General features: G+C 59.9%; 23 protein-coding genes. 7 read left to right on the top strand and 16 right to left on the bottom strand.

Going from position 1 to position 26,015, the window contains the following annotated elements; translation table 11 throughout:
* Positions 1-3 precede the first annotated feature (3 nt).
* The 3 genes from ACNKU7_RS11160 (at position 4) to traF (ending at position 2,399) form a co-directional block, all read left to right on the top strand.
* Positions 4-606: a DUF938 domain-containing protein gene (locus ACNKU7_RS11160; protein ID WP_418297061.1), complete on the top strand. Its 603-nt coding sequence runs from the start codon at positions 4-6 to the stop codon at positions 604-606.
* Between the two features lie 52 nt (positions 607-658).
* A complete protein-coding gene (locus ACNKU7_RS11165; RefSeq protein ID WP_418297062.1) occupies positions 659-1,018 on the top strand; it encodes a hypothetical protein in 360 nt (119 codons plus the stop codon).
* A 223-nt stretch (positions 1,019-1,241) separates the two neighbouring features.
* Positions 1,242-2,399, top strand: a complete 1,158-nt coding sequence (traF, locus tag ACNKU7_RS11170) for a conjugal transfer protein TraF (protein ID WP_418297063.1) — start codon at positions 1,242-1,244, stop codon at positions 2,397-2,399.
* Between the two features lie 67 nt (positions 2,400-2,466).
* Here traF and phoR read toward each other — a convergent pair whose 3' ends face one another.
* The 4 genes from phoR to ACNKU7_RS11190 all read right to left on the bottom strand — a co-directional run bounded on the left by phoR (position 2,467) and on the right by ACNKU7_RS11190 (position 6,353).
* Positions 2,467-3,780 carry a phosphate regulon sensor histidine kinase PhoR gene (gene phoR, locus ACNKU7_RS11175; protein ID WP_418297064.1) on the bottom strand — a complete coding sequence of 438 codons (1,314 nt, stop codon included), beginning with the start codon at positions 3,778-3,780 and terminating at the stop codon, positions 2,467-2,469.
* 245 nt (positions 3,781-4,025) lie between these two features.
* Positions 4,026-4,730 carry a phosphate regulon transcriptional regulator PhoB gene (gene phoB, locus ACNKU7_RS11180; protein WP_418297065.1) on the bottom strand — a complete coding sequence of 235 codons (705 nt, stop codon included), beginning with the start codon at positions 4,728-4,730 and terminating at the stop codon, positions 4,026-4,028.
* Positions 4,731-4,863: 133 nt separating this feature from the next.
* Positions 4,864-5,751, bottom strand: a complete 888-nt coding sequence (ubiA, locus tag ACNKU7_RS11185; protein ID WP_418297066.1) for a 4-hydroxybenzoate octaprenyltransferase — start codon at positions 5,749-5,751, stop codon at positions 4,864-4,866.
* Positions 5,752-5,780: 29 nt separating this feature from the next.
* Positions 5,781-6,353, bottom strand: coding sequence for a chorismate--pyruvate lyase family protein (locus ACNKU7_RS11190; RefSeq protein WP_418297067.1), 573 nt, complete (start codon positions 6,351-6,353; stop codon positions 5,781-5,783).
* A gap of 231 nt (positions 6,354-6,584) precedes the next feature.
* Here ACNKU7_RS11190 and ACNKU7_RS11195 point away from each other — a divergent pair, with 231 nt between their 5' ends.
* Entirely contained in the window at positions 6,585-7,898 is a 1,314-nt protein-coding gene (locus ACNKU7_RS11195) for a dicarboxylate/amino acid:cation symporter (protein ID WP_418297068.1), read from the top strand.
* Between the two features lie 124 nt (positions 7,899-8,022).
* On the opposite strand, the gene ACNKU7_RS11200 is transcribed toward ACNKU7_RS11195, so the two are convergent.
* The 4 genes from ACNKU7_RS11200 to ACNKU7_RS11215 form a co-directional block, all read right to left on the bottom strand.
* Complete coding sequence (locus tag ACNKU7_RS11200; protein WP_418297069.1) at positions 8,023-8,700, bottom strand: hypothetical protein; 678 nt, start codon at positions 8,698-8,700, stop codon at positions 8,023-8,025.
* A gap of 287 nt (positions 8,701-8,987) precedes the next feature.
* Positions 8,988-9,686, bottom strand: coding sequence for a hypothetical protein (locus tag ACNKU7_RS11205; RefSeq protein ID WP_418297070.1), 699 nt, complete (start codon positions 9,684-9,686; stop codon positions 8,988-8,990).
* Between the two features lie 212 nt (positions 9,687-9,898).
* Positions 9,899-12,025 (bottom strand): ATP-dependent DNA helicase RecG, encoded by a 2,127-nt coding sequence (gene recG, locus ACNKU7_RS11210; protein WP_418297071.1) that lies wholly within the window; start codon positions 12,023-12,025, stop codon positions 9,899-9,901.
* Entirely contained in the window at positions 12,004-12,927 is a 924-nt protein-coding gene (locus tag ACNKU7_RS11215) for a hydrogen peroxide-inducible genes activator (RefSeq protein WP_418297072.1), read from the bottom strand. The genes recG and ACNKU7_RS11215 overlap by 22 nt, the downstream gene beginning before the upstream one ends.
* 236 nt (positions 12,928-13,163) lie before the next feature.
* Here ACNKU7_RS11215 and ACNKU7_RS11220 point away from each other — a divergent pair, with 236 nt between their 5' ends.
* Together ACNKU7_RS11220 and ACNKU7_RS11225 are read left to right on the top strand one after the other, a co-directional pair.
* Positions 13,164-13,421, top strand: coding sequence for a GlsB/YeaQ/YmgE family stress response membrane protein (locus ACNKU7_RS11220; protein ID WP_418297073.1), 258 nt, complete (start codon positions 13,164-13,166; stop codon positions 13,419-13,421).
* A 202-nt stretch (positions 13,422-13,623) separates the two neighbouring features.
* Entirely contained in the window at positions 13,624-14,502 is an 879-nt protein-coding gene (locus ACNKU7_RS11225) for an NAD-dependent epimerase/dehydratase family protein (RefSeq protein WP_418297074.1), read from the top strand.
* Positions 14,503-14,552: 50 nt separating this feature from the next.
* Here ACNKU7_RS11225 and ACNKU7_RS11230 read toward each other — a convergent pair whose 3' ends face one another.
* From ACNKU7_RS11230 to ACNKU7_RS11265, 8 genes are all read right to left on the bottom strand, one after another.
* Entirely contained in the window at positions 14,553-14,936 is a 384-nt protein-coding gene (locus tag ACNKU7_RS11230; protein WP_418297075.1) for a RidA family protein, read from the bottom strand.
* A gap of 435 nt (positions 14,937-15,371) precedes the next feature.
* Positions 15,372-17,489 carry a RelA/SpoT family protein gene (locus ACNKU7_RS11235; protein ID WP_418297076.1) on the bottom strand — a complete coding sequence of 706 codons (2,118 nt, stop codon included), beginning with the start codon at positions 17,487-17,489 and terminating at the stop codon, positions 15,372-15,374.
* A gap of 48 nt (positions 17,490-17,537) precedes the next feature.
* Positions 17,538-17,801, bottom strand: a complete 264-nt coding sequence (gene rpoZ / locus ACNKU7_RS11240) for a DNA-directed RNA polymerase subunit omega (RefSeq protein WP_226664147.1) — start codon at positions 17,799-17,801, stop codon at positions 17,538-17,540.
* Positions 17,802-17,946: 145 nt separating this feature from the next.
* The gene (gene gmk, locus ACNKU7_RS11245) at positions 17,947-18,573 is read right to left on the bottom strand and encodes a guanylate kinase (protein WP_418297077.1); all 627 of its coding nucleotides are present in this window, start codon (positions 18,571-18,573) and stop codon (positions 17,947-17,949) included.
* Between the two features lie 243 nt (positions 18,574-18,816).
* The gene (locus ACNKU7_RS11250; protein ID WP_418297078.1) at positions 18,817-20,061 is read right to left on the bottom strand and encodes a sterol desaturase family protein; all 1,245 of its coding nucleotides are present in this window, start codon (positions 20,059-20,061) and stop codon (positions 18,817-18,819) included.
* Positions 20,062-20,350: 289 nt separating this feature from the next.
* Positions 20,351-22,423 carry a S8 family peptidase gene (locus ACNKU7_RS11255; RefSeq protein ID WP_418297079.1) on the bottom strand — a complete coding sequence of 691 codons (2,073 nt, stop codon included), beginning with the start codon at positions 22,421-22,423 and terminating at the stop codon, positions 20,351-20,353.
* 529 nt (positions 22,424-22,952) lie between these two features.
* Positions 22,953-24,188 (bottom strand): glycosyltransferase, encoded by a 1,236-nt coding sequence (locus tag ACNKU7_RS11260; RefSeq protein ID WP_418297080.1) that lies wholly within the window; start codon positions 24,186-24,188, stop codon positions 22,953-22,955.
* Positions 24,189-24,195: 7 nt separating this feature from the next.
* The gene (locus ACNKU7_RS11265) at positions 24,196-25,065 is read right to left on the bottom strand and encodes a YicC/YloC family endoribonuclease (RefSeq protein WP_418297081.1); all 870 of its coding nucleotides are present in this window, start codon (positions 25,063-25,065) and stop codon (positions 24,196-24,198) included.
* A gap of 125 nt (positions 25,066-25,190) precedes the next feature.
* Here ACNKU7_RS11265 and rph point away from each other — a divergent pair, with 125 nt between their 5' ends.
* The gene (rph, locus tag ACNKU7_RS11270) at positions 25,191-25,910 is read left to right on the top strand and encodes a ribonuclease PH (protein WP_418297082.1); all 720 of its coding nucleotides are present in this window, start codon (positions 25,191-25,193) and stop codon (positions 25,908-25,910) included.
* Positions 25,911-26,015: the final 105 nt, after the last annotated feature.

The following is a 26,015-nucleotide window of genomic DNA, read 5'->3' on the forward strand; positions in this document are numbered from 1 at the left end:
CACATGGAAGAACAGAAGTTACCGGATGCGCCCTCGACGGCGCGCAACCGGGAGCCGATATTGACGGAACTGCAGCGCCTGTTAAGCAAGAGCGCGAGCGTGCTCGAGATCGGCAGCGGTACCGGCCAGCACGCGGTCTATTTTGCGCCGCGCCTGCCCCACCTTACCTGGCAGCCCAGTGAGCGGCTGCAGAATCTGCCCGAGGTGGCCGCGTGGATTGCCCACCAGCCTGCGCAAAACCTTCTCGAGCCCGTCGCGCTGGATGTGACTGGCGACTGGCCCGCGATTACCGTGGATGCGGTGTTTACCTCCAACACATTGCACATCATGCCTGTCGCGGCGGTAGAGCAATTTTTCCGCCGGCTTCCATCGGTATTGATGCCGGGGGGGCAGTTGATCGTTTATGGTCCGGTAAAGATCGGGGGCCGATATATTGGCCCGGGCAATGCCGGGTTTGATGAATGGCTCAGGGAACAGGATCCGCAGCGCGGTATCCGTGACCTTGAATGGCTGGATCAGCTGGCGGCCGCCGGGGGCCTCCGCCGCACCGAGAATAACGACCTGCCTGCGAACAACCAGTTACTGGTATGGAAAAACGCGGGCTGACTCCGAAATGCATAAACCCTTAAGAATATCCGCAGAACAATAGGAGCCTGACATGCCCGCCTGGTTTGAAGCGACACTGGCCATCGTGGCCGCCATTGCCGCCGTGTTTTTCTTTGCCAAGTACCGCGAGACTGCGGCCGCACTGGAAGAATCGGAACGGATGAAGCGCAAGCTCTCCAAGGATCTCGACCGCTATCGCGATGTTCCGCAACTGCGAGCCCTGCGTGACGGTCTGACTGGCGAGCGCGAGCTGCCAAGGGACGATCAGGGCCGACAGCATGTGATGATCCGCAACAGCAGCCGAAAACTGGTGCACGTAACCATAGGTGATGTGGCTGTCGAGGCGGTGGAGCCTGGTGAGGCCTTCTTCCGCGCCGGTGGTGAACAGTGCGCGCTGCAAGAGCTGGAGTAAGCACTTACGTATTCGGGTGGCCTTTTTAATAGGGCTACCCTGGCACTATCTTTCGTCTACGCCCATCCATTTCTGGTTGGTTTCCACCGACCAGGTCACAAAAATTCCTTTCGGAACGTTGATCACGCCGATCCGGGCGTGTATTTTGGCGCCGCCAATAATGCTAATAACCGGCGCAAAACAAAAATTTTCTTACAACACTTACGAAGGGATCTGGTTGATCATGTGGATCAAGAACCGAATTGCCAGCATTGTTGCTGCGGGGGCTATTCTGGGGGCGGCGCCGGTAGCCGCAGAAGTTTTTTCCGGACGCGGCAGTGCAATGGCTGGTGCTGGGGTTGCCGGCGGTGACTACAGCTACAGCGCGCTGGTCAATCCGGCGACCGCCACCAATTTCAAGGAAAACGACGACTTCGCGCTGACACTGGATTTTGGTGTGATCGCCAATGACCAGAATGAATTCATTGATACCGCGGAAGACCTGACGGACTACCTCGACGAGATCGATGGCATGACGGCGAACCAGGGCGATGCGGATTTCATTCTCGACTCCCTGCGCGCGCTGGATCAATCGCGGCTGACGCTGGACGCCGGTGCGCAGCTCACTATCGCCATCCCCGGCAGTGCAGTTTCCGGCCTGCTGTTTGTGCGCCAGTCTGCGTTCATTTCCACCGAAATTAACCTGGCGGATGCCGACGTTGAACTGCTGAGTAATTTCGGTGAACAGCTGTTCGACGAAAACGACCTTCAGTCCGAAGCTGGCGCTTTTGGTTACAGCATGCGGGAAGTGGGCGTTGCGATGGCCCGTACATTCACTTTTGGTGAGTACCAGGTTTCCCTGGGTGCCACGCCAAAGCACCAGCAGGTTGAGACCATCGAATACATTGAGACCGTGGCGGATTTCGATGACGACGATTTCGAGGTAGATGATTACACCCTGGAGCACAGCAACTTCAACCTCGACCTGGGTGCCACCATCAACTGGGGTGAGTTGCAGGGCGGTCTGTCGGTGCGTAACAGCCTGGCGCAGGAATACGAGACGCTGGGAGGACTGAAAATCCAGCTGGATCCGCAGGTGACGGCAGGCTTTGGTTATACGGGTGAAGTACTTACCCTGCTCGCGGATCTCGACCTCAATGCGGTGGAGCTTTTCGAGGGAGCCGGCGAAGTGCAGGTTGCGCGCCTGGGTGCGGAAGTGGACCTGTTTGACTGGGCACAGCTGCGCGTTGGTTACAGGCACGACCTGAAGGACACCTTTGACGGCGCGATGACGCTCGGCGTGGGCTTCTCGCCGTTCGATGTGCTGCAGCTGCACGTATCGGCCATCAAGTCTTCTGATGACACTCTGGGTGCTGCGGTGCAGTTCGGGATTGAGCTTTAATCACGGGTTGGCATCGGTACAACAAGAAGGGGCCTTGAGGCCCCTTTTTTATTGCCGTGAATTCTGTTCAGGCAGAGGTGGTGGCTGTCAGTTTGTGCGCCGGGAAGTTAAGCGTAAAGGTACTGCCGCGTCCGGGGGTGCTGACCACACTCATGGAAGCACTGTGACGCAGTAATACGTGTTTCACGATCGCAAGCCCGAGGCCGGTGCCGCCACTCTCCCGGGACCGGCCCGCATCCACGCGGTAGAAGCGCTCCGTGAGACGGGGAATATGCACAGGGTCTATGCCGATACCGCAGTCTTTCACCGCGTAGTGTCCGCCCCGATCATCGCGATACCAGCGCAGTTCTATCGGGCCGCCGTCCGGGCTGTACTTCACGGCATTTAACGCGAGGTTGGCAAAAGCGCTGTGTAATTCGCCGCTGTCGCCAGTCAGGATGCAATCCTCGTCGCACTCCACGGTGAGCGCGTGCCGTTCACCGCTGAGCGCGCGGGCTTCGCTGGCCACACGTTCCATCAGCTCGCGCACAGAGACCTTGTCGCGGCCGCTGTCGCGCTCGGAGGTTTCCAGGCGGGCCAGCAGCAGCAGGTCGTTGACCAGGCTGGTCATGCGGGTGGTCTGTTCGCTCATCTGCGCCAGCGGGCGATCCCAGTTCCGGGGGGCCTGGCCACTGCTCTGCAAGGTTTCCAGATAGCCGGCGATCACCGTCAGTGGCGTGCGCAGTTCGTGGGATACATTGGCGACGAAATCGCGCCGCATCTGCTCCAGATTGTGCAGCCGGGTAATGTCGCGCACGATCACCAGTGCCTCATCCTGCCCGAAGCGGGTCACTTCCATTTGCAGAATACGCGAGTCATCCCCGGGGGCCGGAAGTGTGATGGGCTCCTGATTGGCGGTTTTTTGCAGCACCACGCGCTGGTACATGTGTTCGACAAACCTTGGGTCGCGCACGAAGTTCACCAGCGGTTGGCCGGCATCATCCGGTCGCAGGCGCAACATCTGCTCTGCGGCGGGGTTCCACCAGGCGAGGTTGCCCTCGTCTTCCAGCGCTACGATGCCTTCGCGCAGCGCGCTGGTGCTGTCCTGCACCCGGCGCAGCATGGCGTGCAGCTTCTGCTTTTCCTTGCGGTGGCGGCGCTGCAGGCGATAGAAGTCGTCGGAGATGTCGCCCCAAACCCCGAAACTGGTGGGTGCAGGCCCGCGCCGCCCGTTGGACAGCCAGCGGTCGAACTGATTCTGTTGCCAGAGAATCCAGAAAAGATAGACGGTCAGGCCAGCGCAGAGCGCCAGCCACCAGTGCCCGGTTGAGAAGCCGAGAATGGTAGTAACCAGGGCGATGACGACGAAGCGTGCGAACTCGCCAATACTGCGATCGAGCATGATGGTTGGGCCATCTGTTGTTTCGTTGCGTGAAACTCCATGGGCATGGAGAAACCTGCAGACTTTATGCGAAAGCAAAAAATGTGAAAGCTGCGAAAACAAAGTACCGAGCGGGTTTACGCCCCCGCTGGCGACAGGTTGCACAGCATTACCCCAAAAAGCTTTCAGCGGCCTTTGCCTGTTACCTGTACTTTGCTGCTTCCGGAACGGATCAGTGATCCGTGCGGTCGCGCGCGGGTCAGAGATTATACTCTTTCCACGGTCTGTACCGAGAAGCGGTAACCGGTGCCGCGGACAGTCTGGATATAGCGCTCGTGCCCGTCAATGGTGAGCGCCTTGCGCAGGCGGCGTATGTGGACATCCACGGTGCGCTCCTCTACGTACACATTGCCTCCCCACACGTGGTCGAGGAGTTGGGTGCGGGTATAGGCGCGCTCCTGGTGCGACAGGAAGAAGGTCAGCAGGCGAAATTCGGTGGGGCCCATATCAACCGGATTGCCGTTGATGGTGACCCGGTGGCTGATCGGATCCAGTACCAGGCCGCCGGCGGTCAGGGGCTCTTCCGGTGTGCTGGGGCCGGCCCGGCGCAGCACCGCCTTCAGGCGCGCGACGAGTTCGCGGGGGGAAAACGGCTTGGTGATGTAATCGTCGGCGCCGGTTTCGAGGGCCTTGATCTTGTGATCTTCCTCGCCCTTGGCTGTCAGCATGATGATGGGCAGGGACGAAGTAAGTTCGTCGCGTTTCAGGCGGCGGGCCAGCTCTACGCCGGAGACGTCGGGCAACATCCAGTCCAGCAGGATCAGATCCGGCTTTTCATCGATAACCAGCGCGTGTGCAGCCTGGGCATTTTCCGCTTCGAGACAGCGGTAATCCGCCATCTCCAGCGCAATCCGTAACATGTCCCTGACCGGGGCTTCGTCGTCGACTATCAGAATCGTCTTGCTGTGCATCTGTCTGCCATACCCTAACTGATTGCGTCGTCAGCGAACTGACTCTTCCTTAGAGTGGCCATTTAACGGCACTTTGATGACAAATATATGACAGCTCCCGCTGGATCACGACGAGAAAATCAGAGAAATCGCGCTAACTGGTCAGATAGTGGAAAAAAATTCCTGCAAAGACCGCGGCGCCAACCCAGTTGTTGTTGAGAAAGGCCCGGAAGCAAGGTTCTCTCTGGCGATCCCTGATCAGCCACTGCTGAAAGCCGAAGAGCACCGCGGCGCCGGCGACACCGCAGTAATACAGCGCGCCCAGGTTTGCCCGGTCGCCCAGCATCAACAGCGCGATCACGACCATCACCTGCAGGCTGCCAGTCATGGCCCGATCCATTTCGCCAAACAGGATTGCCGTGGATTTGACGCCTATCTTGAGGTCGTCGTCCCGATCCACCATGGCGTAAAAGGTGTCGTAAGCCACTGTCCACAGCAGGTTGGCGGTAAAGATCAGCCAGGCCACCGCGGGTACTTCGCCGGTTGCGGCGGCGAAAGCCATCGGAATGCCCATACTGAAGGCTGCGCCCAGCACCACTTGTGGCATATGGGTATAGCGTTTGGCAAAGGGATAGCAAAACGCCAGTGCCAGGGCGGCGAACGACAACAGGATTGTGAGTGTATTCGTGGTCAGTACCAGGGCGAAGGCGGCGACACTGAGGCCGGCAAACAGCAACAGTGCGCCTTTCGGGGTGGCGGCGCCGGTTGCGAGGGGGCGCGTGGCCGTGCGTTTCACGTGGCCATCGATCCTGCGGTCGGCAAAGTCGTTGATGGCGCACCCGGCGGCGCGCATAAAAATGACCCCAAGGGTAAACACGCTGAACAGGTGCAGCCCGGGCCAGCCTTCGGCGGCGATCCACAGTGCCCACCAGGTCGGCCACAGCAGCAGCAGCGAGCCGATTGGCCGGTCGAGGCGGGCCAGTTGCCAGTACGGGAGGGCCAGGGGCCACCGTTGTTGGATCTGTTGGCTGATCACTTGCATCTTTTACATCCGTACCTTGTTGGAGGCGTTCAGGTCATCGGGGGCATGGTTGGATTGAAACTGCTGAGAAAGGTCTCTGCAACCAGTAATGGTTTATCGTGTAACCAGAAGGTGGAGCGGCGCCCCCAGGCCTGCGGGGCCATGCCAGCGAGCTCGGCCAGTCGGCATTTGGGGTTGCGCTCCAGCCGGTTCAGCACAATGGGCCCGCGCCGGGTATCCGGCTGGCTGAACAGCAGTTCCCCCAACGGCCGGTTGTCCAGGGTGCGCAGGTAGCGGCTGCGGCCGTCCAGCGTGCGTTCGGGCAACACGCTGCGGGCGTACACCCAGGGTTGCCCTTTGCCACACAGCAATACTTCGCGGATCAGGGCCTGGGATCGCTCGCGCAGGTTGAGCGCGCGGCGCTCTTCAGGATGCGGTTGCTGCCAGCCCTGGTTGAGGATTTTTACACTGAATTCGCCGCCGCTGAGGTGTTTGAGGGCGGCCGTCAGCGAACCGGCGTGCAGCAGCCAGGGCACCAGGTTGCCTGGAGGCACGTGGCCGTGCAGGCTTTCCAGGGGTTGTGGGTGCCAGTCGCCGGTGGCGGTATAGGGGGAGTGGAACAACGCTGACTCCGCGCGGGCTCAAAAACCGCCATTGTAACCGACCGGCGCCAATGGGAAACCGGCGGGCTTTGCCCCCTTGGCACCCTGTCGATATAGTGGCGGTCTGCCTGAGGCGCTCGCGCGTGGGTGTGAGGCCTTGCCCTTGCCACCGAAGTGCTCTTGTATCGCGTTCACGCGTATTGAATCGACAATAAACATTCAGCGTTAGCTGGATAATCAACAGGACGAACCATGGGGCTTACCAAAAAAATCGTGCTGGCAATGGTCGCGGGTATCGCGGTCGGCCTGCTGTTCAACTTCCTCAATACCAGCCAGCTGCTGGGTGCCGGTGTCACCGGGTTTATCAACAATTACCTGACCACTGGGTTGTTCGACATTGTCGGCCGGATTTTCATTGCCTCGCTGAAACTGATGGTGGTGCCTCTGGTACTGGTTTCGCTGGTGTGCGGTGCCTGTGCCCTGTCCGAGGGCAGTCGCGTTGGGGTTCTCGCGGGCAAGACGCTTTTGCTGTACCTGCTTACCACCGCTGCGGCGATCTCGCTGGCGTTGTTACTGGCACTGATTATCCAGCCTGGAGCTGGCATGGAAGCGATGGCTGGCGACGCCAGCTTTGACCCGAAGCCGTCGCCGCCGCTGTCTGAGGTACTGATCAATATCTTCCCCACCAATCCGGTGGATGCCATGGCCAAGGGCAATATGCTGCAGATCATCGTGTTTGCCCTGTTAATGGGTTACGCGATTTCCCGCAGTGGTAAACCGGGCCAGCGCATTGCGGGATTTTTCAATGACCTGAATGAAGTGATCATGCGCATGGTCAGCGTACTGATGGTGTTTGCGCCCTATGGGGTGTTTGCGCTGCTGGCCAACAAGATTGCGCAGCTGGGGCTGGACGCCATCCTGCAGCTGCTCAAATACTTCCTGGTGGTTCTGGGCGCGCTGTTGATACACGCGCTGGGTGTGTACCCTCTGCTGCTCAAGGTACTGTCTGGGCTGAATCCGATCCAGTTGCTCAAGAAGATGCGCCCGGCGATGGTGTTCGCATTCAGTACGGCCTCCTCTGCAGCCACCATCCCTGTGACCCTGTCGACGGTGGAGAAGCGCCTGGGCGTGGACAACAAGGTGGCTTCTTTCACCATACCGCTGGGTGCGACCATCAATATGGATGGCACCGCGATCATGCAGGGCGTGGCGACAGTTTTTATCTCCCAGCTATACGGCATCGAGATCGGCCTGATGGGTTACCTGACCGTGATCCTCACGGCGACGCTGGCCTCCGTCGGTACCGCTGGCGTGCCGGGTGTCGGGCTGATCATGTTGGCGATGGTGCTGCAGCAGGTCGGCCTGCCGCTGGAGGGTATTGCCATCGTGATGGGAGTGGATCGCCTGCTGGACATGGTGCGCACCGCTGTGAACATCACCGGTGATTCAGTCGTCAGTGCCATTGTTGCCAAGAGTGAGGGCGCGATGGATCTGGAAATCTTCAACGATGACAAGTATCACAGCGTGATGAATGACGGTGAGCGAAGCTCTTCGGTTTCCAGCTGACAGAGTTGACGAACACCCAATAAAAAAGCGAGCCATTGGCTCGCTTTTTTATTGGATGGCAGGCGCCTCGGTTACAGTGCTGTCTCGCCACCGGCAACGGCGTTGAGACGGCACTAAAGCCGGGTCAGAGTGCGGCCAGTGCCTTAAGGTTGTCGGCGTCGAGGCTCTCTTCCATCTGTTCAACCAGTTCTTCGACCATCTCGGACAGGGCCTCCCTGATAGCCTCTTCCGTGTTGTCATCCGCCGCCGAGCCGTCGTGCGGCGTGCGCACCAGATACTTGGATTTAACTTTTAAGTCTTCCAGGTTGATACGCTGCTCGCGCAACGAGGATCCGGCCTTGTTGCTGAGGGTGTAGCGAAACTCACCGGTTACCTGGATGGTGCCTTTTTCCAGGTCGTAATTGCCGCGGGGTGCCATGCCGCCCAGATGCTTGATTACCTTGACGTCCAGGCTGTTTTGCAGCTTGAGGGCGCCGCTGTCCTGTACCAGAAGTACGTCTTCGCCCTCGAGCAGGTCACTGAGCTCCCGCCCCAGTTCGCTGTGTATATGCTGGGAATATTTGCGCACCGCCTCTTGCTTGAGGTCGGCCAGGCCGCCGTCATTGGTGGCCTGGGCCAACATCACCTGCAAGTTGCCGCTCGACACCGGCATCGGCACATCAATTTTCAGCTCGGCAGGCGCAATCGTCATGCTCAGGTTGGCGTCATCGCCTCCCCACAAGCCACTTTGAGCCATGCTGGACACGCTGGCAGCACTGAGCAGTCCGGCGAGAGCCAGGTTGCGGATCTTGAATGTATTCACTCGTCACTCCCCAATATTTTTTTGCTGTATGGGAATTGGTAGCTGGCGAAATGGTTTTCGCTCTAAATGGGTTTATTAACCCATACAGGCTGCCATTTATTGTGATGAAGAGCAAAATTTTTCGATGACTTATGCGTCAACGGATGTTTTTGTGCGCCGCTTTGCGTTTTTTTTAAGCAAATTAGGGTAGGGGTTGGCGCTGGTGGGGTTAACCTGGGGCTGGCGAGGGCTTTTAGTGAAAGGGGAACCCGGCATCTTGCGCCGGGGCCCAATTCGCGAGTCGAGGGTCAATCGCGCCTACCGGCCAGTTCGCGGAGACTGTCGGCTTCCAGGTCGTCATCGATCCGGGTCAAAACTCTGTCGACGAGTTGGGAGAGTACTTTCTCCAGCTTCTCATCGGTATTGTCTTCACTGCCGCTGCCATCCAGGGGCGTTTTTATCTCGTATTTTTCCTTCAGGTTCAGATCGGCGAGATCCAGGTGCTTCTCTTTCAAAACCTGTCCGCTGGGTGAATGCACCCGGAAATGGAAATCTCCACTGATGCTCAGGTTGCCCCGCTCCAGTTCGTATTCACTGGTGTTTTTGAGGCCGCTGAGCTGCTTCACCACAACTACATCGACAAAGTTGTAGAGGGTCAGTGCGGTATTGTCGGCTACCAGTGGCACCTCTTCGTCTGTGAAAAAGGCGCGCAACTGGGCTTCGAGTGTCTGGCGCAACTGGTCGGTGTGGCGCCGCGTTGCGGCTTCCTTGGCCGCTGTGGCGCCGCTTCCGGCAGTGGCCTGTGCCAGCAGGGTGTCGAAATCATTGCCCTGAAGCGGTGTCGGGATCTCGAGGGCAATTTCCGCGCGGGCGAGGGTTATATGTGGCGTTTGCGCCTCTTCACCACGGCTGCCGAATAAGCCCTGAGCCTGGGCTGGTTGGTAAGTGAAGGCCGAGGAAAATAACAGGCCTGCGAGAAAAATGCCGCGCACATGACAGGTGTTCACGGAAACCTTCCTGAAAATTAGTGATCGCTATTGATAGTTACCCTGGAAGGGCAATGCTTTTTGGGTGGTGTTCGGCTGGGAGAGCATCCACCCTGATTATTGTTCTGTCAGGCTGCCACCGGTGGCGAGCCATTGCAAAAATATTGGTGACCAGATATGACTAATTGGTCGTATTAATGCGGGTTCGACGGATGTGGTTAGGGGGGATGGCGTCAGGCTTCGGCAAAGCGGGGTTTATTGTGTAGCCAGCGGCGAATGATCGCTCTGCGCTGGTTCTCATCCAGTGTATCGGTGGCAGCAATTTTCTGCACCAGGGGCAGCAGGTGTGCATCCCTCTGCAGGTCGGCAATGCGATGCTGGATTTCGCCGGTCTGGCGGGTGCCGAGAATTTCCCCGGGGCCGCGCAGGCGCAGATCCTCTTCGGCGATGGCGAAGCCATCGGAATGGCTGCGCAGGGCCTGCAGGCGCGCGCGGCCATTCGCAGACAGGGGTGTGCTGTAAAGCAGCACACAGTGGCTGGCGATGCTGCCACGCCCTACCCGCCCCCGCAGCTGGTGCAACTGGGCGAGGCCAAGCCGCTCAGGGTTCTCGATAATCATCAGGCTCGCGTTGGGCACATCGACGCCCACTTCGATGACGGTTGTGGCCACCAGCAGGTCGACCTCGCCCGCCTTGAAGGCTTTCATCACCTGATCCTTGGCGTCGGGTTTCATGCGCCCGTGAACCAGCGCCACGCGGGCGCCGTTGAGTACATCGGCCAGCTCTTCCGCGGTGGACTCCGCGGCCTGCGCCTGCAGGGTTTCCGATTCCTCGATCAGGGTACAGACCCAGTAGGCCTGGCGACCCTCCTGAATGGCGCCGTACACGCGTGCGACAACGTCGTCGCGGCGCTCATTGGAAATGGCGACCGTGTTGATTGGTTGGCGACCGGGGGGCAGCTCGTCGATTACCGAACAGTCCAGATCCGCAAAAGCCGACATTGCCAGTGTGCGCGGTATCGGTGTGGCGGTCATGATCAGCTGGTGCGGCTGGGTACGCCGCGTGCCTTCGCTGCTGCCTTTTTCCCGCAGCTGCAGCCGCTGGCGCACGCCGAAGCGGTGCTGCTCATCGATGATGACCAGCGCCAGCCGGTGGAAGCTTACCCCTTCCTGGAACAGGGCGTGGGTGCCGACAACCAGTTGTGCCTCACCGCTCTCGATGGCGGCGAGCTGCTGGCGGCGCTCGCTGGCTTTCATGCTGCCGGTGAGCCAGGCGACGGTGATGCCGAGGGGCTCGAGCCAGCCGCAGAAATTGATGCGATGCTGCTCGGCGAGAATTTCCGTCGGTGCCATGACCACCGCCTGGTACCCCGCGCCGATGGCCTGCAGAGCGGCCTTGGCGGCCACCAGGGTTTTGCCGGCGCCGACGTCACCCTGCAGCAGGCGCATCATGGGTTTTGTCTGGCGCAGGTCTTCGGCGATTTCCTGGCCAACCCGTTGCTGGGCGCCGGTCGGAGTAAATGGCAGGCGGGCATTGAAGTCCCGTTCCAGGGCCGGGTTCGGACTGAGTGGCGGCGCGGCTATGGCTGACGCACTGCGGCGCAGTTCCAGCAGGCTCAGGTGGTGGGCCAGCAATTCTTCCAGTGCCAGGCGCTGTTGCGCCGGGTGTTGTCCCTCTGCGAGCAGGGACAAGTCGGCACTGGCCGGCGGTTGGTGGAGGTACATCAGTGCCCCGGCCAGGGGCAGCTGCAGTTTGCCCGGCAGCAACTGCTGCGGAAGCAGCTCGGTGACGTTTCCGTCCGCGAGCCAGTCCAGGCCCTGCCCGATCAGCGCCCTGAGCCTGCCCTGCCCCAACCCTTCTGTCAGTGGGTAGACCGGCGTAAGGGTGTCGGCGGTTGGCGACAGTTCCTCACCGAGGACTTCGGTTTCCGGGTGATACAGCTCAATACCGGCGCTGCCCCGGCGGGCTTCGCCATAACAGCGCACCCGTGTGCCCGGCGTGAGGCGGTTTTTTTGCGCGGCAGTAAAGTGGAAAAAGCGCAGGGTGACGCTGCCGGTGGTGTCCTGCAGGCGCACGGCGAGACTGCGCCGGCGGCCGAAAACCACATCGGCCGCGCGCACTTCGCCCTCAATCACCGCATCCATACCCGGGCGCAACCCTGCGAGCGGGATGACCCGGGTGCGATCCTGGTAGCGAGCAGGCAGGTGGAACAGGAGATCCTGCAGTGTGCTGATATGCAGCCTGGCCAGGGTTTCTGCCAGCTTGGCGCCGACCCCCTTGAGCTCGGTGACAGGGATGTCCGCCAGTGTTTTTACTTCGCGGTTCACGTTGGCCTGGCTTACGGACTCTTGAGTTGGCACTGGTTGATTGCGTCGCGCAGCATGTCGATCGCGCGGTGGCGAGGGAAGCTCGCGCGCCACGCCAGGGCGACTGTGCGCTGTGGTGCCGGAGCGGCGAATGGGCGGGTGACCAGCACACCAGTGGCATATTGCGATGCCGCTGCGGCTGACAGCGGCAGTACCGTGATGCCCAGGCGCGACGCCACCATGTGCCGCAGGGTCTCCAGAGAGCTGCCGTCGGCGGCCGTGCGGATGTGGCCGCTGCCGGCCTCCTTCTCGATGGACTGTTGCAGCTGGGGGCAGGCTTCGAGTACCTGGTCACGGAAGCAGTGCCCTTCGCCCAGTAACAGAACATTGTCTTCGCACAGCTGCTCGGGCAGGAGCGCTTCATATTTGGCCAGCGGATGATCCGAGGGCATGAGTACCACGAAGGGCTCGTCGTAAAGTGGCTGTGTGACGACGTCTGGCTCGGTGAACGGCAGGGCAATGATCACGGCATCCAGCTCGCCTTTGCGCAACCGGGCGCGCAGGGTCGAGGTGTAACCCTCTTCCACATACAGCGGCATCTGCGGAGCCAGCTGTTGTAACTGCGGAATGAAGTGCGGGAACAGGTAGGGCCCGATGGTGAAGATGGCGCCTACGGACAGCGGGCTGCTGAGCTGATCCTTACCGGCACTGGCAATATCCTTGATCGCGGCAGCCTGCTCGAGCACCAGTTGTGACTGAGCCACGATGCGCTCCCCAAGCGGCGTCGCCTGAACGCGGGTCTTGGAGCGTTCGAACAGGGCGACACCCAGCTCTTTTTCCAGTTTCTTGACCGCGATAGAGAGCGTCGGCTGGCTGACGAAGCAGCGCTCGGCCGCGCGCCCAAAGTGCTGTTCCTGGGCCAGGGTGACGATGTAGCGCAATTCGTTGAGTGTCATGGTTAAGGCAATCAGATAAAACTTGGCGATAGAGTTTATTCATAAATACCAGCGGGCGGCCAGCAAATCTGCTAATCACCCGGTTAAAGTTCTCAAACTAGAAAAAAATGCTATTAAAATCATTTCAACATAGTAAGTTTTGCTATTAACTGCCGGCTAAAGTTCGGTGAGGTGGCGGAGTTTTTGCTATACGTGTATGTGCAGGTGTTGAAATACACGTTAAGCGGAGTATCGCTATGGGAATTTTATCGTGGATAATTCTTGGCCTTATCGCCGGTGCGCTGGCCAAGTGGATCATGCCGGGGCCGGACCCGGGCGGTTGGATTGTCACCATGGTCATCGGGATCGTCGGCGCCTTTATCGGCGGCTGGCTCGGGTCTCTGGTGGGCATCGGCGGCCCTGTGACCGGCTTTGCGCTGGGAGATATCATCACGGCGGTGATCGGGGCTATCGTCCTGCTCGTCATCTATCGCATGGTGAAATCGCGCAGTTAGCCACTGAATCTGCTGCAAGCGGGCCCGGGGTTGAGCGCTTCCGGGCTCTGTTCACAGAATAAAAAATCGATACCGGCTATAAATACGGTGCCCCGTCTGGGGATAGTACCGATAAGATAATGAGCTCCGCAGAAGCGCCAGGGTATGGCGCAAAGCATTGACAGGATCCGGCAACGGAGTCTGGAGGTTTATACAAGCGGCTATGGCAAAGGAAAAAGTCTGGATCTTCGGTTGCGGCGATCTCGGCACACGACTGGCTTTAAAGTTGGATCGCAAGGCGTATACCGTATTCGGTGTGCGGCGCAATCCGCTGCAGGCACTGGCGCGCAAGCGTCGGGCTGATGTGGTGAATTGGCGGCGTGGTGATGCCACCAAACCGGCCGATATTCAGCGGCACCTTTCCGGTGGTGCGGATATTGTCATTGCTACGTTCACCCCGGGCGCGAGCACTCCCCAGGCTTACCACCGTGCGTATGTCGAAACAGCGATGGCCATGCGCAATGCCATTGCCGAGCTGGAAAAGCCGCCGCGCCTGTTCCTGTGGATTTCTTCCACCAGGGTGTATGGCCAGAGCGGCGATCACTGGCTCGACGAGCGTTCGCAGCCACTCCCGAGCAGCTTTCAGGGCGAGTCCCTGCTGGCGGCGGAAAAAATCGTGCAGCAGGTCAATACAGAGGCCTGTGTTGTGCGGTTTGCCGGTATCTACGGGCCGGGCCGTGACCGGCTGCTGTCACAGGTGCGGGCAGGTCGCTGCGCGCCGCCCTCGCCGCCGCAATTCAGTAACCGTATTCATGTAGACGATGCCGTCGGCTTCCTTGCGCACCTGATTGACGGGCAGAAAGTCGGTATGCCGCTAGAAAAGCTGTATATCGGCGCAGACTGTACCCCGGTGCCCATGTATGAGCTGCAGAGCTGGCTGGCCAAATCGATGGGTTATACCAGTGCGCACTTGCGCGAAGAGGTGGTCACCAGTGAGCGTCGCTCCAAGAAGTTGAGCAACAAGCGCATGCTGGAGACCGGCTACGAGATGTTGTATCCGGATTACCGTGCCGGCTACAGCACACTGCTGGAAAACGATTGATCTCGCGAAACTGCGCTGCATTCGCAGCGCAGTCCTGAACAGGCTTCCGCCTAGATCACCATAATGGCTTCGGCTTCAAACAGTGCGCCTTTGGGCAGCTCGCTGACGCCGACCGCAGCGCGTGCGGGGAATGGCTTGGTGAACAGTTCTTCCATCACTTCATTGACGGTAGCGAAATTGCTGAGGTCGGTGAGGTACAAATTCAGTTTGACGATGGCATCCAGCGAGCCATTTGCCGCTTCGCAGACGGCACTCAGGTTCTTGAATACCTGGCGGGCCTGCTCCGCGAAATCGTCGGAGACCATTTCCATGGTTTCGGGCACCAGTGGGATCTGGCCCGACAGATATACGGTGTTGTCGACTTTGACGGCTTGCGAGTAGCTGCCGATTGCGGCCGGTGCCTTATCAGTTTTTATCACGGCGCGATTGGGCATGATTACTTCTCTCCCGGGCCTTTCGGTCCTGCTTACTGAAAAAAGAAGCGGGAGAATATAGCGCGCTTTTATGGCGATTGGGAGATTTGGCGCCGCGTGATGAGTGATAGGCCCGCTCCATCCCCATCTCACCATATTCCCGAAAACTTCCTTTCGATTCTTCGCATGCTTGCGGAAATGCATCCTTAATCACATGAGATTAACGATATGCCAGAACCCGCGGAGGCCCCTCCCGGCATCCATCCGGCGAACGATGGCCGATGAGGTTGTCTGGCGGGTGGATGCAGGCAGGGGCGGGTCTCGAAAAAGACGCCGCACCGCGATGAGTTAGGTAGAAGGCTTGGGGGCGGCGCTGCCACCGCGAACAGTCCCCAGTATCAGTGCGTTTACCGGGTGCTGCTGTGTGATTTTTGCTCAGTAGTTGTGGGTAGGAGATTAGGGGCGCGCAATCCGAATCACTGCCGGCAGGTTCCGCAAGCGCTTCATCACCTGCGCCAGGTGCACCCGGTTGGTCACCTCCAGGGTCAGTGATATAACGCTGTGCTGTGCATCCTTCTCGTCCACGTGGATCTGCTCGATACTCGCGCCCTCTTCAGTGATCCGGGTGGCCAGGCGGGCGATGATGCCGCGCTCGGACTCCACTTCCACGCGCACGTCGCCGAGGAATTCACCCTTTACATCCGGCGACCAGTTCACCGCCATGATGTTTTCCGGGTGCTCACGCAGGTCACTGGTATTGCGACAGGTATCCCGGTGCACCACGACCCCCTTGCCCGAGCTGATATGCCCGATGATGGTATCGCCAGGGATCGGACGGCAGCAGCGGGCAAAACTGATCATCATCCCCTCCTGGGCATCGATGGTCAGCGGCGAGGAAATATGGCTCGCCTCGCCCTCTTCGGTACCGGCGGGCACCAGCAGCTTTGCCGCTGAATATGCAGCCCGGTTTCCGAGGCCGATTTCTTCCAGCAGGTTGTCGAAGCTTTCGCACCTGGCTTCCCTGACGCCCCGGCGTTTGTCCTCGTCGTTCAGGTCCGCAATTTTGAGCTTGAATTTCGCCAGTGCTTTTTCCAGCAGGCGCTGGCCGAGCGCGATGGAATCGTGGTGGCGCTGGTGCTTGAGGAAGTGGCGGATGGCACTGCGGGCTTTCGCGGTAACCACGAAGTTCAGCCAGTTGGGGTTTGGCTGCACGTTTTTGCTGGTCAGGATTTCGACCTTTTGGCCGCTTTCCAGCGGCTGTGATAGCGGCGCAAGGCGCTGGTTGATGCGCACGGCCACGCAGGAGTTGCCGATATCGGTATGCACCGAATAGGCAAAGTCCACCGCAGTGGCACCCGCTGGCAGGTCGATGATCTTGCCTTTGGGGGTAAATACGTAAACTTCGTCCGGGAACAGATCGATTTTTACGTTTTCGATGAATTCGAGAGAGTCACCGGCGCGCTGCTGCATTTCCAGCAGGCCCTGTACCCAGCGGCGCGCGCGCACCTGGCTGGTACCGCCGGTGTTGAGCACTTCGTCACCGGAGGATTTGTACAGCCAGTGGGCAGCAATCCCGCTATTGGCCATCTCGTCCATTTCCTTGGTGCGGATCTGCACTTCAATCGGTACCCCGTGCATCCCCAGCAGAACCGTATGCAGTGACTGGTAGCCGTTGGATTTGGGGATAGCGATGTAATCCTTGAACTCGCTGATGACCGGCTTGTACAGGTTGTGGATAACTCCAAAGGTGCGATAACAGGTATCCACGCTGTCGACGATGATACGGAAGGCGTAGACGTCCATGATTTCCTTGAACGACTTCTTCTTCGAGCGCATCTTCTGGTAAATGCTGAACAGGTGTTTCTCGCGGCCGATTACCAGCGCGTCGATCTGTTCCCGCTCCAGGCGCAGTTCAATCGCGTTCTGGATCTTTTCCAGCAGTTCCTTGCGGTTGCCGCGGGCGGCTACCAAGGCCGCGCGCAGGCGGCTGGCACGCAGGGGGTGGATCGCGAAGAACGCGCGGTCTTCGAATTCGATCCGCACATCGTTCATGCCCAGGCGATTGGCAATCGGCGCGTAGATCTCGAGGGTCTCGCGGGCGATGCGCGCGCGCTTTTCGGGTTTCAGCGAGCCGAGGGTGCGCATGTTGTGCAGGCGGTCGGCGAGTTTCACCAGGATCACGCGGATATCCCGCGCCATGGCCAGGGCCATTTTCTGGAAGTTTTCCGCCTGCTTTTCCGCCGGGCTGTCGGTCTCGAACTGGGTCAGCTTGGAGACCCCGTCCACCAGGTCCGCCACTTCCTCCCCAAACTGCTCCGCCAGCGCCGCCTTGGGGACACCGGTGTCCTCAATCACATCGTGCAGCATGGCCGCAGCCAGGCTCTGGGCGTCCATGTGCATACCGGCGAGGATGGTGGCTACCGCCAGGGGGTGGGTGATATACGGCTCACCAGAACGCCGGGTCTGGCCTTCGTGGGCCTGCTCCGCGTAGAAATAGGCGCGGCGGACGAACTGGATCTGGTCGGGCGGGAGATAAGACGAGAGGCGATGGGCCAGACTGTCGATTGTGTGCAAAGCCGCGCTCGCCTCTAACTGATCAGCATCAAACGTATAGGGTTCGGATTACATGTCCTGTTCGGACAGGAATACCGGCGCCGGCGCAGCGCGCGGGGTTGGCTCGTCTTCCGGCTCGTCGAGGATGCTGGCGTCAACGAAACCCTCTTCGATTTCGCGCAGGGCGATTACGGTGGGCTTGTCGTTTTCTTCCGGGACATGGGGGTCGCGGCCGCCGGTAGCGATCTGGCGAGCGCGTTTGCTGCCGACAATAACCAGTTCAAAGCGGTTGTCGACGTGGTCGAGGCAATCTTCAACGGTGATACGTGCCATAAATCTACTGTTCCAATATATGCCCGCATATCGGGCAAGGTGTGCGAATTCTTTGATCCGGGCGGGCGCACGGAGGTCGCCGGCAGTCGGATAGGGGGTAGTTATTCTACCGGACAGCGCAGTGTACGCAAATCGATCAACCGCCTCAATCGCCCTGTTGGCGAAGGAGCGACTGCAGCAGCGCGCCGTGGCGCGATTGCTGGCGATCCAGACGCTGGCGCTCGGCAACCATTACTGCGCGCAGTTCGCCAAGCGCGGTGGTGAAATCGTCGTTGATAATCACAAAATCGGCTTCTGCGTAGTGCGTCATTTCGCTGATCGCCTCGGCCATGCGTTTGTCGATCACGCTCTGTTCGTCCTGCCCGCGTCCGGTCAGGCGTTCCAGCAGGGCCTGCTGGGACGGAGGCAGGATGAAGATGCCCACGGTTTCCGGTTTCAGCTTGCGCACTTGCGCAGCGCCCTGCCAGTCGATTTCCAGAATGACATCGCGCCCGCTGGCAAGGGTCTCCTCGACCCAGGCTCTGGAGGTGCCGTAGAAGTTCTCGAAGACCTGGGCGTGCTCCAGAAAGGCGCCCTCCCCCAGCATCGCCACGAACTCGTCGCGATCGACAAAATGATAGTTGATGCCGTCTGTCTCGCCGGGGCGCATCGGGCGGGTCGTGTGGGAGACGGATACGGTGACTTGGCTGTCACTTTCTACCAGTGCTTTCACGAGACTGGTTTTGCCTGCGCCGGAGGGCGCGGACACCGTATAAAGGGTACCTGTAGACACGGCGGATCCTGTTGCGGGTAAAACTTTGGCGGTTAGCCGGGGATTATAACGAAAGCGGATGGCCGGGGGCCAAAATCGAAGTGAGTAACAGGCAACCACACGGCCGGTGCTGGGGGCAAAGTGTTGGGCTTTGTGGCGGCAGCACCAGAAGGTATTACCGCCGTGGCCGGCCGGGGTTCCCTGCGGAATCACAACCAATACGCCCTTTGGGGAAAGGCGCAGGGCTACCGCGGATCCCTGATGTTAATGACTAACGGGCGAGACTCTATCGTCTTTGCGGTGAAAAACCAACAGCCACCAGATACCGGCACTGGCGCCAATGTAACCGACAAATGCTGGCCAGGTGATCTGGGGTAGGACAGGCACGGCCACCAGAAGCAGTGCCAGGCGTACCAGTTCCCAGTAGCGGGTGCGGCGCTCGCCATCGAGGATGCGCCCGTTTACCACCAGTCCCAAAGTGAGCATCAGTACCAACAGCGCGGTAGTACCGTAGCCCAGGGTCTTGCCGTACCAGAGCAGTGCCAGCGTGGCGGCGGAGTAGCAGACATGTTGTGCCAGTGCATAGAAACGCAGGCCGCGGCCGATCTGCGGATCGAAGCGCCTGAAGTTGTCCAGGTCACCGCTGGGTACCGGCATCGCCGCTTCCGCGTCGGCGGGGCGGTAGCCGGTGGCGCGGAACCACAGGGTGAGCTTTTCTTTCCAGCTTCTGGTGTGCACCGCGTCGAGCCACATGCGCCGGAAGTGCTGCAGGTTGGCGGCCAGCGGGTCGAAGGTGTTCAGGGGTTTGCGCACCCCATAGATACACGGCTCCTCATCGAGCTCTTCCTGATAGGTGCCGAACAGTCGATCCCAGATGATCAGCACCCCGCCGTAATTGCGGTCCACATAGACCTTGTTCTGGGCGTGGTGCACCCGGTGGTTGGACGGGGTGACCAGGAACCATTCCATCCAGCGCACTTTGGGAAACTTCTGCGTGTGCACCCAGAACTGGTAGATCAGGTCGATGGCGCCGGCGGTGATCAATACTTCCGGCGGCATGCCGACCAGCATCAGCGGAAGGTAAAAGACCCACCCGAGCGGCACCAGGTCACTGGACTGCCTCAGTGCGGTGGTGAGGTTGTAGTCCTCGCTCTGGTGGTGCACCAGATGCTCGGCCCAGAAAATATTGATCTCATGGGCAATACGGTGCTTCCAGTAGTAACAGAAGTCGTAGGCGACCACGGCCAACACCAGGTGCCAGGGGTTGTCCAGTGACCAGGCGATACCGAGCTGCTGGTAAGTGGGTTCCAGCCACTGGTACAGGGGGATGTAGATGAGCATCAATATGCCCACGCGCACCAGTCCCAGAATGCGGCTCAGGATGCCGGCGCTGAGGCTGCCGATCGCATCGTTAAGGCGGTACAGGCCCCAGCCCTTCCAGCGATCCAGGGCCAGCTCAATCAGGACAGCGAGCAGGAAAAAGGGTATGGCGAGAGTGACAAGGCCCACGGCTACCTCGGAATGTTGCGTGTATCGTTATCGTTATTGGCTGAATCCAGCGGGCTAATGTTGCCACAGCGGCTATCGCCGGCAATGTCCTGTGAACGCGGATTTCAAAATCCGTGAGACTTTCCGTGTGAATTTTCTTTGCGCGCCGGGAAACAGGTGAAGCGCACTGTGGAACTGCCCTGGATACGGGCACCTGATCCGGAGCGCAACGGCCACAAAAAAAGGCCGGCGTGACGCCGGCCAATCAACAAGGTGTCGGCGCTGCTCAGGCGCCGGAGGGGTGAGCGGTTCAGGGTGCGGCTTCGGCCTGCAGGGTTACCCCGGAATAGGCGCTATAACCGCGGATGCTGATATACCAGGTACCCGCCTGCGGGTTGCTGATACTGCAGCTCTCATTGTTGCCCCAGCGGTAGGGGCGGCAGTTGTAGCTGCTGGTGGTGGGCTGTGCACCGTAGCGCACATACAGGTCACCATCGCCGCTGCCGCCGCTCATCAGCACTTCCAGAGCCGCCATGCCGCTATTCACGTTCAGGGTGAAATGCTGCCAGGCACCGCTGCTGCCAGACAGGTTACTCTCGGTCCAGCCGGTGGCGCCACCGCCGCCACTGCCGCCCTCATCAAAGCTGCCGGTCAGGCTCACGCCGGAGAAACTGCTGTAGGCGCGCACCATCACGTAGTAAGTGCCCGCCTGGACATTGGCGATGTTGCAGGTCTCACTGTTGCCATTCAGGTAGGGACGGCAGTCATAGCTGCTGGTAGTGGGCGCAGAGCCGTAGCGGACGTAAAGGTCTGCATCACCGCTGCCACCGCTCATCTGGAAGCTCAGGTTGGTGGCACCAGCTGGCACTTGCAGGGTGTACTGCAGTTCGCCGCCGGTGCTCGCGGACAGGTTGGTTTCCACTACGCCATTGGCCAGCTCGCCATTGCCGGGATCCGGATCCGGGTTGCCGCCGCCGTTTACTGCGTTCACTGCCGCCGAGGCATCGACGATACCGCTGCCGCACTGGCTGCAGGAGCCGGGGAAGCTGCGCGCGGTGTTCTTCAGCGTGGATTCCACTTCATCCGGGGTGATGGTGCCGTCCACCGCATACAGCAGCGCGGCCGCGCCGGCCACATGGGGTGCCGCCATACTGGTGCCTTGGTAGAACACATAGTTGTCGCTGCCCGGCCCCTGAGTACCGCTGTTCAGGGTCGACAGAACGCCGTTGGATGAGGTTGAGGTCTCGCCGCCCGGTGCGGCGACATCCACCACGCTGCCGTAGTTGGAGTAGTAGGCACGGCTGCCGGCGCGGTTGGTGGACGCGACGGAAATCACGCCGTTACAACTGGCGGGGCTGTAGTTGGCCGCGTTGGCGTTGGAGTTGCCGGCGGCGACCACGACGGTGGTGCCGAGGCTGCGGGCGGTATTGATCGCATTCTGGGTGGTGGTGTCACAGCTGCCGCCGCCACCGAGACTCAGGTTCAATACCTGCGCGGGGTTGGCGTTGGCGGGTACGCCGCTGACGTTACCGCCGGCGCCCCAGATGATGCCGTCGGCGATATCGGAGGTGTAACCGCCGCAGCGGCCGAGCACGCGGATAGGCACGATTTTGGCTTTGTAGGCGACCCCGGCAACGCCGGTACCGTTATTGGTCACCGCGGCGATGGTGCCGGCCACGTGGGTACCGTGCCAGCTGCTGTTGCGCGCCGGTTGGCCAGAGCCACAGGCGCCCGCCGGCGACCAGTCGCCAGGGTCGCTGGCGTCACTGTCGCGGCCGTTGCCGTCCTGGGCCACGGTGGTGTCGGAGATCATGTCATAACCGGGCAGGATGTTGGCGGCCAGATCCGTGTGTGGGCGATAGCCGGTGTCGATCACACCAACCACCACCCCTTCACCCTGGGTCACATCCCAGGCCGCCGGCAGGTTGAGGCCTCCAGTGGACTCAAAGTAATGCCACTGCTGGCTGTAGTTGGGGTCGTTGGGGGTAGCCATGGGCTGCATCAGGCGATCCGGCTCGACATATTCCACTTCCGGATCCTGTTGCAGGCGGCTGATGATGGCATCGAGCTCCGCCTTGCTGGCGCGCTTTTCCAAGCGCAACAGCTGTGCCCCGGTGGCCAGGCGACGCATGTGCTTGAAGCCGTGGCCGGCGCTGTGCGCCGCACGCTGCAGGGCACCTTGCGACATGACGGCGGCGTTGGCACCGGCAATATCATTCTTGTACTTGATGATGATGCGATCGGTGACCACCTCGGCCGGCGCAACGGCCATTGCGGAAAGTTCGGGTTCTACCGCCTGAACTGAAATAGAGGCACTTAACATCAGTGCCGCGGCGCCCAGCAGGCTGCCGGGGCGTCTCTTTAATGTCTTTGATACTTTCATTGTTGTGATTTTCTCCTTCATTATTTTTTTCGACGGTGCGCTTGTGTGAGCGACCGTCGGATTGCCACTGCGGAGCTCCTGAGCAGCGCACCTGCGGCAAGTCGGGCACAGTCTCTTTGCGCTTTTTCTTCCGAGGTCTTCTTGTAACGAGAGGTACAAAGCGCGCCTCATGTGAAAATGCGGACAACTCTTTGGTTTTCGCGCCAAAATTAGGATCTACTTGGTACGAACGTAACCCATTGATAATGAAGCGTGACTTGCGTCTCACCGGGTGGCGTATATCCAGTTGTGCAGAAAAGAGGCAAATGGCGCCGGCAGCGCAGCGCGTGGTCGGGTCGGTTGGTGAAGATGACGTGGTGTGTTTGTGCTGTGCGTATGTCCTCCGGCGCAATCGCGGTACACAGCTTCGCTCGGAAAGGTTTTAAGAGGGGGGAAGCTCTGGGTTTTAGCTGGCTTGTGTTGATCTCTGCACAAGGCGGCCAGCACGCAGTGCACGAGAATTTGTTGCGCCTAAGCGATAGGGTGAAATCTATGTATCCGCGAGCTTGTTTTTGGTTTCGATCCAGCGGCTCATAAATTCTTCGGCGCGGTGTTCGGTGCGCCGGAGAATGCGTCCCCAGATATTGCGGTTGCGATACGCTTCCAGGTTCGCGGTGATTTCTTTCAGTCGCTGGATAAATCCTCCGGCGTGATCGCTGTATGCAAATCCATCTTGCAGCGCGCGGTTACCCGCGTCCCTTGCGGCAAGCCAGGCAGTTTTGTCCTGGTAGAGGCGCGCGGTTGTTGCCGCAAATTCATCGGGTGCATCGCTTAGCGTATAGCCCCAGGCATCCGCCGGCGCCATGGACTCGGCACCGACGGGTGTGGTGACCGTCGGTGTGCCGCTGAGCCAGCCTTCCAGTATCTTGCCTTTCTGCCCGGCGCCGAAGCGCAGCGGTGCCAGATTCAGGCGGTAGCGCGCCAGCGTGGCCAGTGCGTCCTCGGTGCGCCCGTGGATCCGCAGGCCCGTGCGCGGGTCACTCAGCCGATGCATGGCGTGATCCGAATAGGCGCCGTAAACATGGCACTCCACACCGGGCAGCAGGGATCGGAGTTGCGGCCAGACTTCCTGCGCAAACCAGACTGTGGCATCGCGGTTGGGGGCGTGTTTGAAGCCGCCAATCATTACCAGGTGTTCGCGCTCTTCGAATCCCGGTAGTGTGGCCGGATCGGGCAGCTCCCGCACCAGAAACGGCAGGTAGTGCAGTTGCCAGTCGGGCAGGCAGAAATGTTGCTTCAGCAATTCCACTTCAATCTGCGAAATCATCACAGTGAGATCGCAGCGCGCCATGGCCGCGACTTCGCGCTCGGCAGTGGCGTTGAACAGGTTTACCGGTTGGCCGCTTTTGAGAGCTTGGTGGCGCGCCTCGCGCAGGCTGTGAAAATCGCTGGTGTCGAGTAGCGTGACGGCATGCGGACACTGTTCGCGTACCCGCCAGCCAAACTGCTCTTCCATCATGAAGCGGTCGTAGATCACCAGCGCGGGATTCAATACGCGCACCCAGTCGTCGAAACTTGTGTCATTGACTTCAATCTGGTGTTCGCCGTATCCGGTCTTGGCCTGGAACGGCGTGGGCTGGGCCGGGCTTGCAATCTCGATGGCATAACCCGCTTCGGCGAGCAGATCCAGTATATCCAGCGTGCGGCGCCCGGCCGCGGTCGAGTTGGGTTCGGGCCACTGCTTGGCGATTAGTAGCGCGCGTTTGCTTGGCGCGTTGGGATACATCTTTAAGTTACTCGATGTTTTGCACCTGTTCGCGCATCTGCTCGATCAGTACTTTCAGCTCCACAGCAGCCTGGGTGGTATCCGTTACCACGGCCTTTGACGACAGGGTGTTCGCCTCGCGATTGAATTCCTGCATCAGGAAGTCCAGGCGGCGGCCGATTGGCCCGCCGTTTTTGAGGACGCGTCGAGTTTCGTTGATGTGGGCTTCCAGGCGGTCGAGCTCTTCGTCGACATCCGCTTTTTGCGCGAGCAGTGCAATTTCCTGCTCGATGCGATCCTTGTCTATTTCTTCCAGCAATTCCTCGAGGCGGCTGCGCAGTTTTTCCCGCTGGTTTTGCAGAATCTGTGGCAACAGTTTGCGCACCTGGGCTACCTGCTCATCGATGCCAACAAGGCGCGCCTCGATAAAACCGGCCAGTTCCGCACCTTCGCGCTCACGGTTATCTACCATTTGCGTTAACGCTTGCTGGAACCCGGTGAGGATGGCGCTGGCCTGCTCATCCGCATCGGTTTCCGGTTCGGCGATCACGCCCGGCCACTTGAGGACTTCGAGTGGGTTCAGGGGCTGGCTCTCAGGCGCTACTTGCCTGGCAGCCTTGACCAGCTCCTCCACCAGCGCCTGATTCACCTGCAGGCCGGTTACTTCGCCACTGCTTGCTTTCAGGTTCAGGTTCATTTCCACTTTGCCGCGGTTGAGGGTTTTGCGCAGGAGCTCGCGCAACTTTGGTTCCAGTGCGCGCGCGGCTTCCGGCAAGCGGAAGTGGGGTTCCAGGTAGCGATGGTTGACGGAGCGCATTTCCCACACGGCGGTACCGGTGGAAAAGTTCACTTCGGCGCGGCCGAAGGAGGTCATACTGCGCACTTTGTTGTTGGCCATACTGCCGTGCTCCAGAAAAGCTGCTTGCTAGAAAAAGAGCGGCACAGCATAGCACAGGGTGATCGGGGTAAATGATGGCTATAATGCCGGGCCTTAAATGATTTGACGCAAAACTGAGGTGCCTTATGCAGCGACCGAGTGGCCGCAAACCAGAGCAATTGCGCGATGTGCGCATCACTCGCCATTACACACGCCACGCGGAAGGCTCCGTGTTAGTCGAGTTTGGCGACACCAAGGTATTGTGTAACGCGTCCGTTGAGGCGGACATACCGCGTTTCCTGCGCGGTAAGGGTAGCGGCTGGATTACTGCGGAATACGGCATGCTGCCCCGCTCTACCGGTTCGCGCATGGGCCGCGAGGCGGCGCGCGGTAAGCAGGGTGGCCGCACGGTGGAAATCCAGCGCCTGATCGGCCGCTCCCTGCGCGCGGCAGTCGATCTGAAACTACTGGGCGAGCACCAGATCACGATTGACTGCGACGTGATCCAGGCGGACGGAGGAACCCGCACCGCGTCGATCACCGGTGCCTGCGTGGCTCTGGTTGATGCACTGCGCTTTATGCAGCGCGAAAAAATGATCGCCACTGACCCGCTGAAAAATATGGTGGCCGCCATTTCTGTTGGTATTTATGACGGGGCGGCCGTACTGGATCTGGATTACCCGGAAGACAGCAATGCGGATACCGACATGAATCTGGTCATGGCGGAAGACGGCGGCATGATCGAGGTTCAGGGTACTGCCGAAGGTGCGCCTTTTACCGAGCACCAGTTTGCTGAAATGCTGGCTCTGGGCAAGGCGGGCATTAAAGAGCTGATCAGCCTGCAGAAAAAGGCTCTGGCTGAATAACCTGTGATTTCGCCGGCATCCTGGCTTGGGGTGTCGGCGGTAGCGGGCGTCGCATCCCTCCACTGCGGTAAAATTTAGGCATGTCCTGCCACCTGTTTTCGCCTC

The sequence above is a fragment of the Microbulbifer weihaiensis genome, from assembly GCF_048323715.1.
GTDB lineage: Bacteria > Pseudomonadota > Gammaproteobacteria > Pseudomonadales > Cellvibrionaceae > Microbulbifer.

What these genes read in the sequence shown, in the direction of transcription:
- ACNKU7_RS11160 (WP_418297061.1), top strand. Translation starts at nt 4, where the DNA reads ATGGAAGAACAGAAGTTACCGGATGCGCCCTCGACGGCGCGCAACCGG.
- ACNKU7_RS11165 (WP_418297062.1), top strand. Translation starts at nt 659, where the DNA reads ATGCCCGCCTGGTTTGAAGCGACACTGGCCATCGTGGCCGCCATTGCC.
- traF (WP_418297063.1), top strand. Translation starts at nt 1,242, where the DNA reads ATGTGGATCAAGAACCGAATTGCCAGCATTGTTGCTGCGGGGGCTATT.
- phoR (WP_418297064.1), bottom strand. Translation starts at nt 3,780, where the DNA reads ATGCTCGATCGCAGTATTGGCGAGTTCGCACGCTTCGTCGTCATCGCC.
- phoB (WP_418297065.1), bottom strand. Translation starts at nt 4,730, where the DNA reads ATGCACAGCAAGACGATTCTGATAGTCGACGACGAAGCCCCGGTCAGG.
- ubiA (WP_418297066.1), bottom strand. Translation starts at nt 5,751, where the DNA reads ATGCAAGTGATCAGCCAACAGATCCAACAACGGTGGCCCCTGGCCCTC.
- ACNKU7_RS11195 (WP_418297068.1), top strand. Translation starts at nt 6,585, where the DNA reads ATGGGGCTTACCAAAAAAATCGTGCTGGCAATGGTCGCGGGTATCGCG.
- ACNKU7_RS11215 (WP_418297072.1), bottom strand. Translation starts at nt 12,927, where the DNA reads ATGACACTCAACGAATTGCGCTACATCGTCACCCTGGCCCAGGAACAG.
- ACNKU7_RS11220 (WP_418297073.1), top strand. Translation starts at nt 13,164, where the DNA reads ATGGGAATTTTATCGTGGATAATTCTTGGCCTTATCGCCGGTGCGCTG.
- ACNKU7_RS11225 (WP_418297074.1), top strand. Translation starts at nt 13,624, where the DNA reads ATGGCAAAGGAAAAAGTCTGGATCTTCGGTTGCGGCGATCTCGGCACA.
- ACNKU7_RS11230 (WP_418297075.1), bottom strand. Translation starts at nt 14,936, where the DNA reads ATGCCCAATCGCGCCGTGATAAAAACTGATAAGGCACCGGCCGCAATC.
- rpoZ (WP_226664147.1), bottom strand. Translation starts at nt 17,801, where the DNA reads ATGGCACGTATCACCGTTGAAGATTGCCTCGACCACGTCGACAACCGC.
- ACNKU7_RS11255 (WP_418297079.1), bottom strand. Translation starts at nt 22,423, where the DNA reads ATGAAAGTATCAAAGACATTAAAGAGACGCCCCGGCAGCCTGCTGGGC.
- ACNKU7_RS11260 (WP_418297080.1), bottom strand. Translation starts at nt 24,188, where the DNA reads ATGTATCCCAACGCGCCAAGCAAACGCGCGCTACTAATCGCCAAGCAG.
- ACNKU7_RS11265 (WP_418297081.1), bottom strand. Translation starts at nt 25,065, where the DNA reads ATGGCCAACAACAAAGTGCGCAGTATGACCTCCTTCGGCCGCGCCGAA.
- rph (WP_418297082.1), top strand. Translation starts at nt 25,191, where the DNA reads ATGCAGCGACCGAGTGGCCGCAAACCAGAGCAATTGCGCGATGTGCGC.